Below are 16,121 nucleotides of genomic sequence, written 5' to 3' on the forward strand. Positions count from 1 at the left end.
CTTGCCCTGAACGAGTGTGGCCACGGTGACGGCGGCATGGATGCCGCGCCTTAGTCCAGGTGTTGAGGTACCAGCGTTCGGTCCTGTCGCGAATTCCGGCGAGGCCTGCCACCTCCGCCTGAGGCCAGGCGGATCCCTGGGTGTCTCTGCAACCGAGGCCGTGGAGCTTGGTGCTTCGAGACCCAGCTTGGGGTGCGACACGGCGTCAAGCTCGGTGCAAAGCGGCGAGGTTAATGCCATATTTGTATGTCATTGTTTCCGCGCTCGGCGTGCTACGCCCTGCTCGGATTGTCTTACTCAACATGGGGTGCGATTTATGTCTGACGGCGCATGGAAGATTCAGGAACTGGCGTCGGAAGGCTTGACGGACCGGGCCGCCGAACTGGGGCAGCTGTTCCCGGAGGCAGTAACTGACGGCAAGGTGGACATCGAGAAGCTGAAACTGCTCCTCGGTGAGGCCGTCGAGGAGTCCCCAGAGCGGTACGGGCTCACCTGGCCTGGGAAGCGCGATGCCATCCGCCTGGCACAGAAGCAGTCGACCGCCACACTCAAGCCGATGCTGGCCGAGTCAGCCGAATTTGACACCACCAAGAACGTCATCATCGAAGGCGACAACCTTGAGGTCCTGAAGCTCCTGCAAAAGAGCTACTACGGCGAGGTCAAGGTGATATACATCGACCCGCCGTACAACACAGGCAATGACTTCGTGTATAAGGACGATTTTGCCCAGCCCATGGTCGAGTACCTGCGCGTCTCAGGGCAGACCGACGAAGATGGGCGCCAAACTTCAGTAAATACGGAAACCTCGGGGCGATTTCACTCGCACTGGCTCAACATGATGTACCCGCGTCTAGCTGCGGCCCGTAGCCTGCTCCACGAACAGGGTTTGATCTTCATAAGCATTGATGAAGTGGAAATCTCGCGACTAAGACTGGTTTGCGACGAGGTCTTTGGTGAGGAAAACCACGTCGCTGACTTTGTGTGGCATAACAAGCGGGGCGGCGGAAATGACGCTAAGCACGTGGCAGTAGAACACGAGTACGTTGTCGCCTACGCGCGCGACAAAGTCCGTCTGGCGCACTTGTTTGTGCCATATGATCCGGCGTATCTCACGCGCTATCGTGAGAAAGACTCCGTGGGACGCTTCTTCTGGGACACTTTCAAACGAAAGTCGGGAAAACAGTACTATCCGATTATTTGCCCTGACGGCACGGTCCTGGAATTCGACGAGAGGGGCAACCCGCTGAGTTGGCTTCGTTCTGAGGCACGATTCCTGCAAGACCAGAAAGAGGGCGAAGTCCGGTTCGTCCGCTATGGAGATAGATGGTCAGTCCAATTTAAGCAGCGTCTGCCGGAAGGCAAAAAACCGCGGACGGTCTTCCTCGAGGAATCTATCCTGGGAAGCCAGGGAACCACCAGTGACGGAAGCACCGCCATGTTGGATCTTTTTGGCTCTAACATCTTCGACAATCCGAAGCCTGTACCCCTGCTGAAACACCTGCTTTCGTTTCAGGGGGATCAAGACAGCATCATTCTCGACTTCTTCGCGGGGTCTGGAACCACAGCCGATGCAGTTATGAATTTGAACGCCGAGGACAGTGGTAACCGACGCTTCATCCTTGTGCAGCTTCCTGAGAAAACCGACAACCCGGAGTACCCGAGGATCTCGGACATCACCCGTGAGCGCGTCCGCCGTGCCGGGAAAAAGATCAAGGGAAAAGCCGGAAATAAGGCCGCGAACCTGGATGTGGGTTTCCGGGCGTTCAAGCTGGCAGAGTCGAACTTCCGGAACTGGGATTCGGATACGGACACATTCCTAAGTGAAGAGCTCGACTTCTACGTCGACAACATCAACTCGGGTGCTTCCGACGACGATGTCGTCCATGAAATTCTGCTCAAGGCTGGCGTGCCACTGAACGTTGACCTGCAAAAAATCCAGATTGCCGGCGAGGCTGTTTACGTGGCGATGGGCGGCCTTTTCATCGCAAGCGCGGCACGAAAGATCAGCCAGGAACTGATCGACGGCCTGCTCGCGCTGGAGCCGTGGCCCGTGCAGGTAGTGCTGCTGGACGCCGGGTTCGGGGACAACGATTCCCTCAAACTCAATGCCCGCCACCAATTTGCCAGCCGCCGCCCGGAATCGGATCCGGACAAAGACAACGCCCTCCGCACCGTCTAAGGCACTGAACATGAAACTTCAGTTTGACGCCACCCAGCCGTACCAGCGCGCGGCCGTTGACGCCGTCGTCGACCTTTTTGCCGGGCAGCCGCTGGCACAAAGCGCCTTCGAAACGTCGTTCGTGGAGGAAGGTGCGCTGCTGACAGAAACCGGCATCGGGAACCGGCTCGCCATCAGCGACGACCAGATTCTCCAGAACCTCCGGCTTGTGCAGGGCCGGGAAGAAAATTTCATACCCCCGGACGCACAGGACCAAGAGTTGATCTCCAACAACTTCACGGTCGAAATGGAAACAGGCACAGGCAAAACCTACGTCTACCTGCGGACCATCCGCCGGCTGCACGAGCTCTATGGCTGGCGAAAGTTCATCATCGTGGTGCCATCGGTTGCGATACGTGAAGGTGTCAAGCAGAGCATCGAGGGCATGGCGGAACACTTCGCCGAGGTCTTCGAACGGCAATCCATGGACGCCTGGGTCTACGACTCCAGGGACATCAACAAGGTCCGCAGCTTCAACCGGGACAGCGACCTCAAGGTCATGATCATGACACTGGCCTCGTTCAACAAAGCCGGCAATGTGCTGTTCAAGGACATCGAAGGCCTTGGCCAAGGCATCGATCTGATCGCAGGCACGCGCCCCATCGTCATCCTGGACGAGCCGCAAAAAATGGAGAGCAAGAAGAGCAAGGAAGCCCTCGGCCAGCTCAACCCGCTGTTCACGCTGCGCTACTCCGCCACCCACAAGGAGCACTACCACCAGATCTACAAGCTGGACCCGGTCCGCGCCTACGACCTAGGACTGGTCAAGCAGATCATGGTCCGCTCCGTGGTCCAGGAACAGAACCTGAACGCCACAAGCGTCAAGGTGAAGAAAATCCTTGCCACGAAGACCAAAGTGATCGCCGACGTCGAAATGTTTGTGCTTTCAAACGGCAAAATCGGCAAGAAGAATGTGAAGCTGGATCGCGAGGGACAGAGTCTTTACGAACTTTCGGGCGGACTGAGCCAGTATGCCTCCTGGGTGGTGGAAAACATCAAGGCGGACACCCGGGAAGTCATTTTCGCGAACGACAAAATCCTCCGTGAAGGCGAGGAGCTCGGTGTCGACCGCGACGCACTGATGCAGGCTCAGGTCCACGCAACCGTGGAGAAGCACCTGCAGCATGAGGAGTACCTGCGGAAGAAACTCACCGCACCTGGGGAACGGATCAAAGTGCTTTCCGTCATCTTCATTGACAAGGTGGCTCACTACGCCGGTGCGGAATCATCCCAACCCAAGATCCGCCGCTGGTTCGAACGGGCTTACGCCGAGCTGAGAGTTCAGGACCGTTTTGCAAAGTTGAACCTTCCGGACGTCGATGCGGTCCACGGGGGATACTTCGCCGCAGACAAATCAGGCAAGGCCAAGGACTCCCGGGGCGACAGCGCAGATGACCAAGTTATCTACGACGAGATCATGCGGGATAAGACCAAACTCCTAAACCTGGACAACCCGCGCCGCTTCATTTTCAGCCACTCCGCGCTCCGGGAAGGCTGGGACAACCCTAACGTTTTCCAGATCTGCACCCTGAATGAGTCGGTCTCTGCGGACCGCAAACGCCAGGAAATCGGCCGGGGGCTGCGCTTGCCAGTGAACGAATCGGGCGTGCGCTGCTTCGACAAGGCCGTGAACAAGGTGACCGTCATTGCAAACGAGCACTATGAAGACTTCGCTGCGGCACTGCAGTCCGAGATCGAGGAAGAGACGGGAGTGAAGTTCGACGGTGGCCGCATCCGGAACGAGCGTGACCAAGTTTCCGTCATGTTGGACCCGGGCTTCCGCCATAACCCGTACTTCAAGGAATTGTGGGACAGGATCAAACCCCGGACCCGCTATGAGGTGACCATTGACAGCGACAAGCTGCTGGCTGACGTCGTACAGCGGCTCAAGGAAGCGGATGACATCACCGCGCCGAAGTTCGTGATCGCTGACGCCTCCCTGGCCATCAAACGTGGAACGGAACAGGCTGCCGGTGGTGTGAAGGCACAACTGGCAGGGGCCCTGCACGAGGTGGATACCGTGCAAGCCAAGGTCCGCATTCCGGATGTCTTGGGCTACCTTCAGCGAGAGACCGGGCTGACCCGCGGAACGCTGGCCAAGATTGTCAAGGCCTCAGGGCGGACAGCCCAGTTGGGCATCAACCCGCAGGGTGTGCTGGACCTCCTGGCCCGAACCATAAACGAGTCCAAGCGTGCCCTGATGGTTGAAGGAATCGTCTATCACCGTATCGAGGACCATGATGATTCGGAATGGCAGCTGGACATCGTCATGGACGCTGAAGGCCCAGTTGACCGGAAGTACCTGGTGGAAGTAGACGGTTCCATTTTTAGCCATGTGCGTTTTGATTCGGCGGTGGAGGAGCAGTTCGCCTTGGACCTTTCCGGGCGTCTCGCCGACGGCGACACGGACGGAGACATTCGGATGTTCATGAAACTACCGCCCAGGTTCAAGGTCCCCACACCGCTTGGCGGTTACAACCCGGACTGGGCAATCCTCAAGATCGATGTGCAGGACGGGCGCGAAACCGATGTCACCATGGTGGTGGAGACCAAGTCGACACGTGAGATCGAGAAACTTCACTCTGAAGAGGTGCGGAAAATCGCCTGCGGCCGAGCCCACTTCGGTGCGATCGATGTGCGGTATGAAGGACCGGTGGTATCAGCCGCGGAAATCTAGCCGTTGCTGGAGAAACTCCTGTTGGCGTCGTCTTTTCGCTTTCGTGCAGCCTTGGCGCTGAAGGGAACGAAACGTTCGGACAACGGCAGCGATTCGTAAATACGTTCCGTCTTTTCGGCTGCAGCCCGACCAGTTGCCTGGACATATGAAGATGCGACGTCAGAGCCGATCCACCCGAGGCTCACCATATGGCGTAAGACCGTGATTGTTATGGCCTTCACATCCGGAATACGGTTTTGTTCAACCGATACGTCGTGCTGAGGATCGAGGAGCCGCAACGGCTCCTCTCGTATTCGCACGACTTTGTACCCGGCGTCGCGAAGTCTCTTCGTTTTCAACGCGTCTCGCTGTTCGTGTGCTTTGCCCTTGTGGGAGTACGAACCGTCGAACTCGACGGCAATCGCCAAGGACTTGATGAGGATGTCCACGCTGTGCGGTCTATTGTGGCCCAGATCGAGACGTTCTTGTCGCAGAGGGTCTACATCTCCCGGAAACGCGACTTCAAACTCGCACGCTAGTGCAACGTCGAGCTTAGATCGTATGGCGGGGCAGCCGCGGCCAGAGCGCCGTCCACCATCCCGCCTAGGATTTCTCTGACCGATGTATTCCGGCCATTGTATTGATTGGTTGTGTTCGGCATGAGCGCCAAGACAAGTGAGACGCTCAACCACGAAATGACAGCCGAATATGCCAAGCGCAAAGCCTGACGGCTCCAGTAGATGCGGTTCAGTTCCACAATAGAGTCGTTCTCCCAAATTCCTTCTTCAGCCTCAAAAATCGTACCCCCGAAACGGGCAGCGGACCCACAAGAACGGAGACGGGCTGAGCGGCCGCATCCTCACAGATTGTGTTGGCGCCCCGTCGAATTGTGTTGGCGCCCCGTCGAAAAGAACACAAGTCGGCCGCTGCTGTGGCGGAATCCGAAGTTGTCAGAGCTAAATGAAATAGTTGCCGCAGTGGCGGATGAGAATGTTCGCTTCATCAAGCGTAGTAATTCTATTTGGGGACAAGACCATGAACGCAGGATTCGCCGTCATCGACGTGGAGACCACAGGACTCTTTCCGGGGAGCCATCGCATTGCCGAGGTCGCTGTGGTGCATGTAGAACCGGACGGGACAGTCAGTAACCGCTGGGAAACGCTGGTAAATCCACAGCGCGACCTGGGAGCACAACATATCCACGGCATTCGGGCAGCCGACATCCTGAACGCACCGGTCTTCGGTGACATCGCACAGGATGTCATGGAGCTGATGGCTGGTCGTGTGCTGGTCGCACATAACGTGCACTTCGATTACCGCTTCGTCTCACATGAAATGGGCCGCGCCGGATTGAAATTGCCCTTCGAAGTCCACGAGTGCATGTGCACGATGAAGCTTGCCCGCCAATACTTGCCTGGCGCGGGGCGCTCCTTGAAAGATTGTTGCGACAGCTTCGGGCTGGATTTGAAAAACGCGCACTCAGCAGGTGACGACGCAGAGGCAGCTGCACACGTCCTTAGTAACTACATCCGTATGGATGGGGAGAACCCACACTGGATTTCGGCCTTGGACCGGGCGTACCTTGCATCGTGGCCGGCTGTGAACCCAAGACGTTTGCCGCAGGCCTTCCGCAGTTCCGGAAGCGAGCCCCAAGCCCACTTCCTAGAGCGGCTTGTGCACCGCCTGCCGGAGGTCGTGGGCCCGGACGAGCACAGCGCCTATCTTGCAATGCTTGACCGGGCAGTCTTGGACCGGCACATTTCGGCGTCCGAGGCGGACGGGCTAGTGAACCTTGCCGATTCGTTGGGCATAAGCCGAGGCATGGCTGAACAGCTGCACGTCAAGTACATGATTGCCATGCTGGCGGCAGCATGGGACGACGGAGTCATTACTGACGAGGAGGCAGCTGACCTTCGGATTGTTGGCGACCTCCTCGACATCAGCCAAGAGTCCGTTACACAGGGACTCGCTGCGCCCGTCGTGGGGCAGGACGAACAAACGGGTGCGGCTGCGCAGTCTTTCGCGCTGGCCGCAGGCGACAAAGTGGTACTCACGGGCGAGATGTCTCGGGATCGTGATGACATCGAGGCTGACCTGCGTGCTGCTGGGTTTGTCCCTCATCCTGCGATTACCAAAACGGTCAAGCTGTTGGTAGCGGCAGATCCGGACAGCTTGTCCGGCAAGGCGAAGAAGGCACGCAGCTACGGGATTCCGGTAGTGGGCGAGGGCTACCTGCCACAACTGCTGGGGAATAGGGAGGCCCGTTCTTAGCGATGTCCATGACGATGCTCGGGACGTACTTCTTCCCGACTTCCCCCGGCTACAACGAAGTGCATTCCCTATGCCGAGGCTGCCGGGGTCCTCGCGCAGAGCGTCGTCGGTGAGCACCAGCAGGTGCCGGCCGGAACTGGAATCGTCGGCCAGCAGGTCCTGCAGCATCGGCATCACTGGCTGCAGGCGGTGCTCGTGCCGCAGCCGCAGCACCTCGGACGGATCGTGCAGGTGCCGGGGCTGTGCTGGTCCGGGCTGACGGCTCTTTCTCCGTGCTCGTAGCCTCGGGAGGGCCGAAAGGGTCTCAAACGACGGGTTCAATCGGTCCGGGCCGTAACTTACCGGTTTTCCGGGTCGGTGAGCGGAGCCAAAACCAGCAGACAACCAGGATTGTCAGCGCCGGATGCCATGATTGGTTGCATTGATTGAATGACGGTACTGATGGCGGTGCCGTAGATGGGGGAATTTGATGAGTCTGTCCAACCGCGAGTATGTGGGCCGGGCGCTTGAGGCCTTGGCGGTTGGTCTTGAGCCCTACATCGCCGGAGTGCTGGCGGAGATAGCGCCCGGCGTGGCCTGGATAAAGATCATTCAGCACAAGGACGAGAACGCCGGCCGCGCTGCGCAATCCTACGCACCCACGGATCTCAGCCTGCAGCTGCGCATCATGACTGAATCCATGGGCTCACTTGGCTACCCCTTCAACCTCCCGCATGACGCACGCAGCCATACCTCCGAGCTGCGCCAAGCACGAAACCGCTGGGCCCACAATGAGATCTTCGACGACGCCGATACCTTCCGTGCCTTGGACACCGCAGGTCGGCTGGCCAAAGTGATCGGGCTGGACCAAACTCAGACCGAGTTGACTGCGCTTCTCACCGAGTACCAGAACCGGTCTTCCCCGACCCGGGAACAAACGGAAGAGGAGCAGCAGGCTCTGCCGGCCGCCGTCGCGCAGTCCGACCACCCGGAGGAAAGCCTTCCGGGTGAGCCCTCGGTCCCTGGACCGGCTGCATCCGCTGCCCACGTTGTGGTGGAGGTGACCACAGCAGATGCCCTGAGCTACGCGATGGCGCACAACGGCTTCCGCTTCGTCAGGCAGGTCAAGATCACCAACAACGGCGCGGAAATCCGCGGTGCAGTGGTCCAAGTGGAGGCCTCCGCGCAGTCAGGCCGGATCTCCGGCGACTTCCAGCAGTACGTGGACCTGGCGGCAGGCCAAATCATCACGCTCGATGATCTCGACGTTCCAGTTCAGGCCGCCACCATGTATGAACTGGCTGACCGCCAGATGGGAAAGCTGCTGGTGACCGTCCATTCGGCGGGCGCCGATGCCGCCGTGGTGGAGCTGGGCCGCGCAGAAGCGGACCTGACGCTCCTGCCCGCCCAGTTGTGGATCGCCGGACGGGGACTCGTCTCCTACGAGTTCCTGGCCGCGTACGTGCAACCGCACCATCCCAGCATTGCCAAGCTCATGTCCGAGGCCGCCGACCTCCTCATGCAAACGACGGGCAGCGGCAGCTTCGACGGGTACCTGGAAGACGGGGACCGGGTTGATCAGATCGTGTTCGCCATCGCCCAGGCCATGAGCGCCCGTGACATCCGCTACAGCATGCCACCCGCCAGCTGGGGATTGGAAGGCCAGCAGGTACGCACGCCGGTGCAGGTCCTTGACGACCGTTTGGGCACGTGCTTGGACACCACGCTGGTCCTGGCCGCCGCTTTGGAATTCTGCGGCATCAGACCTCTGCTCTGGTTGGTGGACGGCCACGCCTTCCTCGGCTACTGGCGCGAGGAAGGCAGCCTCAGCACTGCGGCCTCCGACGACGTGCCCGAGCTGGTCAGCCTTGTACAGCGGGGCTTCATCGGCCTCGTGGAAACCACGCTTCTCACCGGCAGTCAGCCGATCTCGGCGGCCGCACTCCGCAGCAGCCCGCTGAACCGTTATGTGGAAAGCGGAAATGACGAGATCAACGCGGTGACTGATATCAGGCGCGCCCGCCTCGATGGCATCTACCCGCTGCCGGCCAGGACCACGTCCGACGCCGGAACCTACACCGTGGTCAACTACGTCCCGGAGACCAAGACTGCGCCGGCCCTGCCGAAGAAAGCAGCCTCAAGCGGGCTTCCGGCCAGGACCACATCCGATGTTCCACCCCGGGTGGTCCAGTGGAAGAACGCCCTGCTGGACCTGAGCCTGCGGAACAGGCTCATCAACTTCACTGACACCGCCCGGTTCCCACTGGCAGTGCCCACCGCGTGGATGGGTGCCTTCGAGGACCTCATCAGCAGGGGTACGCCCGTCACCCTGCTTCCGTCCAACCAGATCAGTGCCGTCCACCAGGAGCGCGGCGTCCGCTTCGGCAGGGACCTTCCCCAGGACGAACTCGCCGACCTGCTCAGCTCTAAAAAGGCCGTGTTCGCGGAGGTCAGCGAAGACGGTTACAACGCCAAGATGCGCGGGCTCGCCTACAAGGCGAAGACCCAGCTGGAGGAAACGGGAGCCAACAACCTCTATCTGGCCATTGGCAGCTTGATGTGGGAACTGGACGGGCGGGCGCTTCGGTCCCCGCTGGTTTTGGTCCCGGTGAAGCTGGCTTCTGCAGGGAAAAACGGTCTGTACCGGGTCACACTCGATGAGACCGGCCAGTCCACGCCCAACTATTGCCTCCTCGAGAAGCTGGCGCAGTCCCATGACCTGCGCATTCCGGGCCTTTCGGAGCCGGTTGAAGATGGAGCCGGGATCGATCTGGACGCCGCGTTCGCTGCTGTGCGGGCTGCCGTTTCGGCCAAGGGCCTGGCTTTCCGCGTGGAAAACACCGTGGACCTGTCCATGTTGCAGTTCGCCAAGTTCCGCCTGTGGAAGGACCTTGACGAGAACTGGAAGGAATTCACCGCAAACAGCCTGGTCAAACACCTGATCAGCACCCCCACGGAACTCTATTCAGACAGCGTTGCCGTTACGCCCGACGTCGATTTGGACGCCTTGGCTGCCCAGTGTCCAATACCAGCGGACTCGTCCCAGTTGGAGGCAGTCGCGTCTGCAGTCGCCGGCCAGACGTTCGTCCTGGAAGGCCCTCCGGGCACCGGAAAGTCACAAACCATCACCAACCTCCTGACCCGCGCCATTGCTGACGGCAAACGGGTTTTGTTCGTTGCGGAGAAGCGGGCAGCCCTGGATGTTGTCCAGAGGCGGCTCGACGACGTCGGGATGGGGCCGTTCTCCCTTGACCTGCATGACAAGGGCAGCAAGCCGGCGGTGATCAGGGCGCAGATCAAACATGCCCTGGAGCTGAGCCTGTCCGCGAATAAGCAACAGCTTGAGACTGCCTCCACCGACCTTGCCTCAGCCCGGCGTGGACTGGTCCGCTATGCCAACAACGTCCATGAAGAGAATGGCGCACAGCTTTCCCTCTACAGTGCGCGGACCAAAGCTCTGACCTATGAACCTGACCATGCGACGGTTCCGCTCAGCCCGGAGCTGACAGCGTCCTTGAATGACTCCACCCTGAACTCGGTTCGGCAGGTGTTCCGGGAACTTCCTGAGTTCACCGACCCCGTCCGTCCTGGGCCTGACCTCCCATGGCGGTTCGTCTCTGTTGCGGCGGGCGAGCAGCAGGAGCAGCAGCTGCTGGCTCTGGGACGTCGCCTCAACGAGGCGCTGAACGCCTTGCGGCCAACCCCCGGGCTTCCGTCGGTTCTGGACGCAGCGCAGACGCCGGCCGACGTCGGAACGCTCGCCACACTGCTGCAGGACCGGAACCTACCGTTGGGGACCCTGGATGTGGTCCGCTCCGGCGACTGGTCAGTTAACGCTGAACAGTTGGAGAAACTGGTGACGGCCTTTGCATCCGTCCAGCATCCAGGCCTTGAGCAGGTGGCGCCGGAGGCCATGGATCTTCCTCTGCCGGAAATCCTCGGCCGTGCGCGGCAGGCCGCAGCATCCGGGTTCTGGGGACGTAAGAAGCGGTTGCTGGCGGTGGCCGCCGAACTGTCTCCCGTGCTTGTTTCTGGAGCTGAAGTCCGCCACAAGGAGCTGGTGCCGCTGCTGGAGAAACTGGTGGCCGTCCAGCACGAGGTCTCCGGCCTGCGGGCAACGCGGGGCTCGTTGCCGGGGCTTCCTGCGGACCAGCACTGGAACCCGCTGACGCCGGACGCCCAAGCCGACCTGCGGCACCGCATTTCCTGGCTGCGCTGGGCCGCGCAGGCGGTGCAGCCGTCTCCGGAGGCCGCCGTCGTGAGCTTCCAGAGCGAGCTCCGTACGTTCCTGAAGGACGCCCCGGACGTCCATCAGAATGTTGTCGGCTGGCTGCGGGAGCTTTCGCAGGCCTGGGAAGAGTTCCTTCAGATCCAGGGTGTGGTTAGTGCTGACCTACGTACGTGGACCGGTGAGCAGGGCTTCCTGGCCCGCTGGTGGGAGACGTCCGTGCCGCGGCGACTGGACGCGGCGGGGTCGGTACCGCTGACGCGGTGGCTTGAGCTGATCCGTCATGTCGAACCGCTGCGTGCCGCGGGACTGACCGACGCCCGTATCGCCATCCTTGACGGCGAGCTGGAGGCTGATGACGCAGCAGCGGCCTTTGAACGCGGCTTGGCTGAAGGGTCGCTGGCCGAACGGCGCATCGCTACAGGGTTGGCCGACTTTGATGCCGCGGTGCACGAGCGCACCATCGAGCGGTTTACCACGCGCGCAGAAACCGTACGCGAGCTGCTCAAAACCAACCTCCCCGCCGGGGTCCTGCGCTCCCGGACGGTCTCGTCGTCGTCGACCTCGGGGCGGATGGGCGAGCTGCAACGACAACTGACTAGGCAGCGGGGTGGCTTGTCCGTCCGGAAACTGATGGAACACTACGCAGACCTCATAACGGGAATCATGCCCTGCACGCTGGTCAGCCCGGATTCAGTGGCGCGGTTCTTCCCCGCCAAGGCCGGTCTGTTCGACATCGTGGTGTTCGATGAAGCCTCACAGATTCGGGTTGCCGACGCGGTGGGTGCCATGGGCCGCGGTGCATCAGTGGTGGTGGTGGGTGACAGCAAGCAGATGCCGCCCACGTCGTTCGCGGAGATTTCCTCCGACGCCGGCAGCGACGGCGACGCCGAGATCTCCGTGGTGGAGGATATGGAGTCGATCCTTTCCGAATGCGTGGAAGCGCGGGTGCCGCGGCAGTGGCTGTCCTGGCACTACCGGAGCCAGGACGAATCGCTGATTGCTTTCAGCAACCAGCAGTACTACGACAGCAAGCTTTCCTCGTTCCCCGGCCCGTCCCACGGGGCTGCAAATGCGGGCGTCCGCGGACACGGCGTGAACTTTGTGAGGGTTGATGGCCAGTTCCACCGCTCGGGACCATCCAAGGTCCTCCGGACCAATCCTGTGGAGGCCACTGCGGTGGTGGCCGAGATACGCCGCAGGTTTGATGCTGATCCAGCCGGAACTCCTTCCGTGGGTGTGGTGACGTTCAACCTGCAGCAACGCGCGCTCATCGAAGGTCTGCTGCGTGACACCGAGGATCAGCGTATCGTCGCTGCCCTTGATGAGGATGCAGAAGGGCTGTTCGTCAAGAACCTTGAGAACGTGCAGGGTGATGAGCGGGACGTCATCCTGTTCTCCACGGGGTTCAGCAAGAATGACAAGGGCTACCTGCCGCTGAACTTTGGTCCCTTGAACCGGTCTGGTGGCGAACGGCGCCTCAACGTTGCTGTCACCCGTGCACGCCGGCAGGTTATTGTCTTCTCCAGCTTCAACCCGGCCGATCTGCGCTCCGAGGAAACCAGCTCCGTTGGCATCAAGCACCTGAGGTCCTACCTTGATCTGGCCGAGCAGGGGACTGCCGCGCTTCCTTACGACGGGCGCCGCGCCGCCAGTATTGACCTGCACCGGGAGGAGATCGCCGACGCTCTCCGGGACCGCGGGTTCGTGGTTTCTTCAGATGTGGGATTGTCCGACTTCAAGGTGGATTTGAGTGTTGCGCTGGCGGAAGACCCGTCCCGCCAGCTGATGGCCATCTTGCTGGACGGTCCGGCCTGGGCTGCACGCCGGACCGCTGGCGACCGGGACGGGCTGCCCCGGGATGTCCTGACGCGGATGATGCGTTGGCCTTCAGTGGAGCGCGTCTGGTTGCCGGCGTGGCTTGCGGACAGTGAGGCGGTACTCGATCGGCTGGAACTCTCTCTGCGGGAAGCTGCCGGCGACGTTTCGGAAGAGGCTGTCGATGAGCCGTCTCCACGGGAGGTTAGCGTTCCCGGATTTGCCGGTGGTGAGGCTGTCGAGGAGCCCGCTGGAATTGACACAGACCCGATCGGAACCCTGCCGCTGTTTGAGGAGCTTCGGAAGCCAGCAGCGGTGTCGTCGTCGGGGCTTGCTACCTCGGAAGTCGCCACGTATCAGCCGTGGAGTGTGCAGGCGTTCGGAACCACAGACGTTCTTGACAGCCTGCACTCACGACGTTCGATCGCGGCCGTCCGAGATGCCATTGGTGTTGTTGTCGCGGCTGAGGGTCCAATACATCACGACCGATTGGCAAGGCTGGTCTGTGCTGCGTTCGGACTCAATAAGGTCAACGGTACCCGTGCGGACTCCGTGCTTCGTCTGGTCGAACCGTCGGCCCACGTTATTGATGATGATGGATTTGTTTGGGATGCCACCGTGGATCGGCGCGCTTGGAGCATCTTCCGGTCTAATGACGCTGACATCGTTCGTAAGCCGGAGCACATCAGCGTTGTGGAACTACGGAATGCGATGGTGGATATCGTGAGTGCGAGAGGTGGCATCGGAGTGGGTGAGCTGCATCGGGAAACGATTCAGACGTTCGGCGGGAAGCGCCGCACTGCTGGCATCACGGCCCGCCTGAATGAGGGGCTGCAGCACGGTGTGGAAACGGGACGCCTGGAACTGCTCGGCGACATGGTGCGGCTAGTCAAGTCGTTGTAATCCTAGAAGAGACGCCCTGATCTCTTTCCATCCGCACCGTACGGCGCAGCAACGGCGGTCACTGGCCCGACCGCAAAGCATACAAGCTCGTCATTAGGCGGCCCGGCGAATTACTGGACGAGGCACGGGCGGAGGAACTCGTGGAGTGGCTCGTGATTTCGGAGCACACGATCGCGCGGGTCTTGTCCAAGTACCCTTGAAAACACGGGTAATTGGGGGGAATCAACGCCGTCTTGGTGACCTGGCGGGAATCCAACCCTCGGCTATTTCTTCCGCATCTTGTGTATTACTTCCAAGGACTTGCGGTAGGCCTCTTTGGCTTCGGGGCTTGTTGCTGCCCGGTACAACTTCTTGCCGTCCTCAAGCAACTTCCCTGCCTTCGCCTGCATTTCGGGGTCTTGAGCGAGAGCGTAAAGCTTTGCGGCGGCATCTTTGGCCTTCTGCCCGCCGTCCTTCATAACAGCAGCGGCTTTGTCTGCTTTTTCCGGCCATGGTTGCTCCGTAAAATCGTAGGTGTTGTCTTAGCGAGCTGAGTATGCCTCAGATGGTGCTAAGGGCTTTTGCCCACCCGAGTTGATTAGGCTGCGACTGCAGGGAATACGACGAGGGATCCGTCACGCTTCCGTTCAATTTCAATTGCAACGTCATCCCGGTGGCCAGATACCTGTAGACCGTCTCCCAGAGCGCGAAGTCGGTACGAGGCTTGTAGAAGTTGGTCTACCTCGCCAGCCGTAAACGCAGGAAGGCGGAAGCCGCCGTCGCGCTTCACCTGGAGCGCAGACAGTCGAAGGAGCACCTGGTTGATACCTGACTCCAACTCGTCGGTGCTGCGCCCGTCGTCGTGGAGCGTCCCGATGAAACTCTTGAAGGAGTTGCCGGTGTCCTGCTGGGCGTGCTCGACTGCCTGAAGCACGAGCACCCGCCGTTTGAGAGCGATGGCCAGCCGTGCAATCTCCAGGTGCGCACGGAAGGTTCCGCCTTCCTCGGTGATGCCGGGAAAAGGCTTTTTCAATTCGCTTACCTCGACTGCGCCGCCGGACAGCGCATCCAGTGCCGCTTCCCACTTCTTCAGCCGCCGCCGAGTGGCAGCGATAGCGGTATTGATGCCGTGCACGGAGGAATCCAGACCCAGCGAAAGGCCAATCCGGCCCTGGTCAAGGAGGATCGACGTTGCCTTGTCGATCGCTTCACGGCAACCGTCCAACTCGTTGCGTTCTTTATCGAGGTTGTCCTCGTGCAACTGCTCCAAGAGGTCAGTGATCCGCTCAATTGCTTCCTGGCGCTGGTGCTCCGCGTATGCGCTGACGCTGACGGCCACGGCCATCAGCACGAGCGGCGCGGCCACCGTCAGAGCTCCAGCGCTGGCTACCGCAACGCCAGCCGTTGCTGCCGAACCAGTTGCAGCGCCGGCAGTGCCTGCAGCTGCGGCTTTGCCTGCAACAGGCACGAACTTCGCCGCACCTACAATTCCGGTCGAGCCCATCAGAGGACCATGAATAGCTCCAGCGACTCCTTTGGCCGCCATGGGCCGCACAAGCCCCTTGCCCACCTGCGCGGCAACCTTGGCAGGGACTACCATCCGGTACAGCACCTCTCCGGTATCAGCCACGTTCAGTTGCGGGGGAGCGGATTTCGCTGTTTGGGTTACCAGCTGCGCCAATTGCTTTGCCAGCGGGCTTGCAACGTCAAGTGGGATCCCGCCTTTACGGTCACGAGTCGCTGGCATGGAATGCATCTCGAGTGTTGCGATCGGGGCGTCCGCAAGTGCTGCCAAAACCGTCCGCAGTTCTGCAAGGCGAGCCGGCGTTAGGCGCTCGGTGCCAAGCAAGTCAGACACGCTGACCGCCTCTGTGGCCAGTGTCCACACCGGTACGAGTGCCTTGCTGTCAGTAGTAGTCACTTGTTTCCCCTCGTGAAATGAAGCCGCCGTGGGCGGTGCTAGCGACGGCGCCTGGGGAGCCAAGAACGTGATCCTTGCCCAATTGTCACCGGTCGTTATCGTCCCACATAGAGATCAGAATTTATGAAAGTGTCGTTGCCGCGCCCGT

The 16,121-nt window shown here is 60.6% G+C and carries 7 protein-coding genes; 4 read left to right on the forward strand and 3 right to left on the reverse strand.

All coding sequences use genetic code 11. The features are described 5' to 3' along the window. The first annotated feature begins 316 nt into the window (after positions 1 to 316). Positions 317 to 2,179: a site-specific DNA-methyltransferase gene (locus FBY36_RS14235; RefSeq protein ID WP_160141895.1), complete on the forward strand. Its 1,863-nt coding sequence runs from the start codon at positions 317 to 319 to the stop codon at positions 2,177 to 2,179. 10 nt (positions 2,180 to 2,189) lie between these two features. Continuing rightward, entirely contained in the window at positions 2,190 to 4,895 is a 2,706-nt protein-coding gene (locus tag FBY36_RS14240) for a restriction endonuclease (RefSeq protein ID WP_160141896.1), read from the forward strand. On the opposite strand, the gene FBY36_RS20575 is transcribed toward FBY36_RS14240, so the two are convergent. Further along, the gene (locus FBY36_RS20575; protein ID WP_160141897.1) at positions 4,892 to 5,323 is read right to left on the reverse strand and encodes a DUF559 domain-containing protein; all 432 of its coding nucleotides are present in this window, start codon (positions 5,321 to 5,323) and stop codon (positions 4,892 to 4,894) included. The genes FBY36_RS14240 and FBY36_RS20575 overlap by 4 nt on opposite strands. Before the next feature lie 586 nt (positions 5,324 to 5,909). Here FBY36_RS20575 and FBY36_RS14250 point away from each other — a divergent pair. Next, entirely contained in the window at positions 5,910 to 7,145 is a 1,236-nt protein-coding gene (locus FBY36_RS14250) for an exonuclease domain-containing protein (RefSeq protein ID WP_142120385.1), read from the forward strand. 469 nt (positions 7,146 to 7,614) lie between these two features. Beyond that, positions 7,615 to 14,073: a DUF3320 domain-containing protein gene (locus tag FBY36_RS14260; RefSeq protein WP_160141898.1), complete on the forward strand. Its 6,459-nt coding sequence runs from the start codon at positions 7,615 to 7,617 to the stop codon at positions 14,071 to 14,073. A 263-nt stretch (positions 14,074 to 14,336) separates the two neighbouring features. Here the strand turns inward: FBY36_RS14260 and FBY36_RS14265 are convergent, their stop codons facing one another. Both FBY36_RS14265 and FBY36_RS14270 read right to left on the reverse strand, forming a co-directional pair. Continuing rightward, entirely contained in the window at positions 14,337 to 14,531 is a 195-nt protein-coding gene (locus tag FBY36_RS14265; protein WP_142120387.1) for a hypothetical protein, read from the reverse strand. A gap of 119 nt (positions 14,532 to 14,650) precedes the next feature. Beyond that, positions 14,651 to 15,973: a hypothetical protein gene (locus FBY36_RS14270; protein ID WP_142120389.1), complete on the reverse strand. Its 1,323-nt coding sequence runs from the start codon at positions 15,971 to 15,973 to the stop codon at positions 14,651 to 14,653. Positions 15,974 to 16,121 lie beyond the last annotated feature (148 nt).

The sequence above is a fragment of the Arthrobacter sp. SLBN-122 genome, from assembly GCF_006715165.1.
Taxonomy (GTDB): Bacteria; Actinomycetota; Actinomycetes; order Actinomycetales; family Micrococcaceae; genus Arthrobacter.

What these genes read in the sequence shown, in the direction of transcription:
- FBY36_RS14240 (WP_160141896.1), top strand. Translation starts at nt 2,190, where the DNA reads ATGAAACTTCAGTTTGACGCCACCCAGCCGTACCAGCGCGCGGCCGTT.
- FBY36_RS14260 (WP_160141898.1), top strand. Translation starts at nt 7,615, where the DNA reads ATGAGTCTGTCCAACCGCGAGTATGTGGGCCGGGCGCTTGAGGCCTTG.
- FBY36_RS14250 (WP_142120385.1), top strand. Translation starts at nt 5,910, where the DNA reads ATGAACGCAGGATTCGCCGTCATCGACGTGGAGACCACAGGACTCTTT.
- FBY36_RS14235 (WP_160141895.1), top strand. Translation starts at nt 317, where the DNA reads ATGTCTGACGGCGCATGGAAGATTCAGGAACTGGCGTCGGAAGGCTTG.
- FBY36_RS14265 (WP_142120387.1), bottom strand. Translation starts at nt 14,531, where the DNA reads ATGAAGGACGGCGGGCAGAAGGCCAAAGATGCCGCCGCAAAGCTTTAC.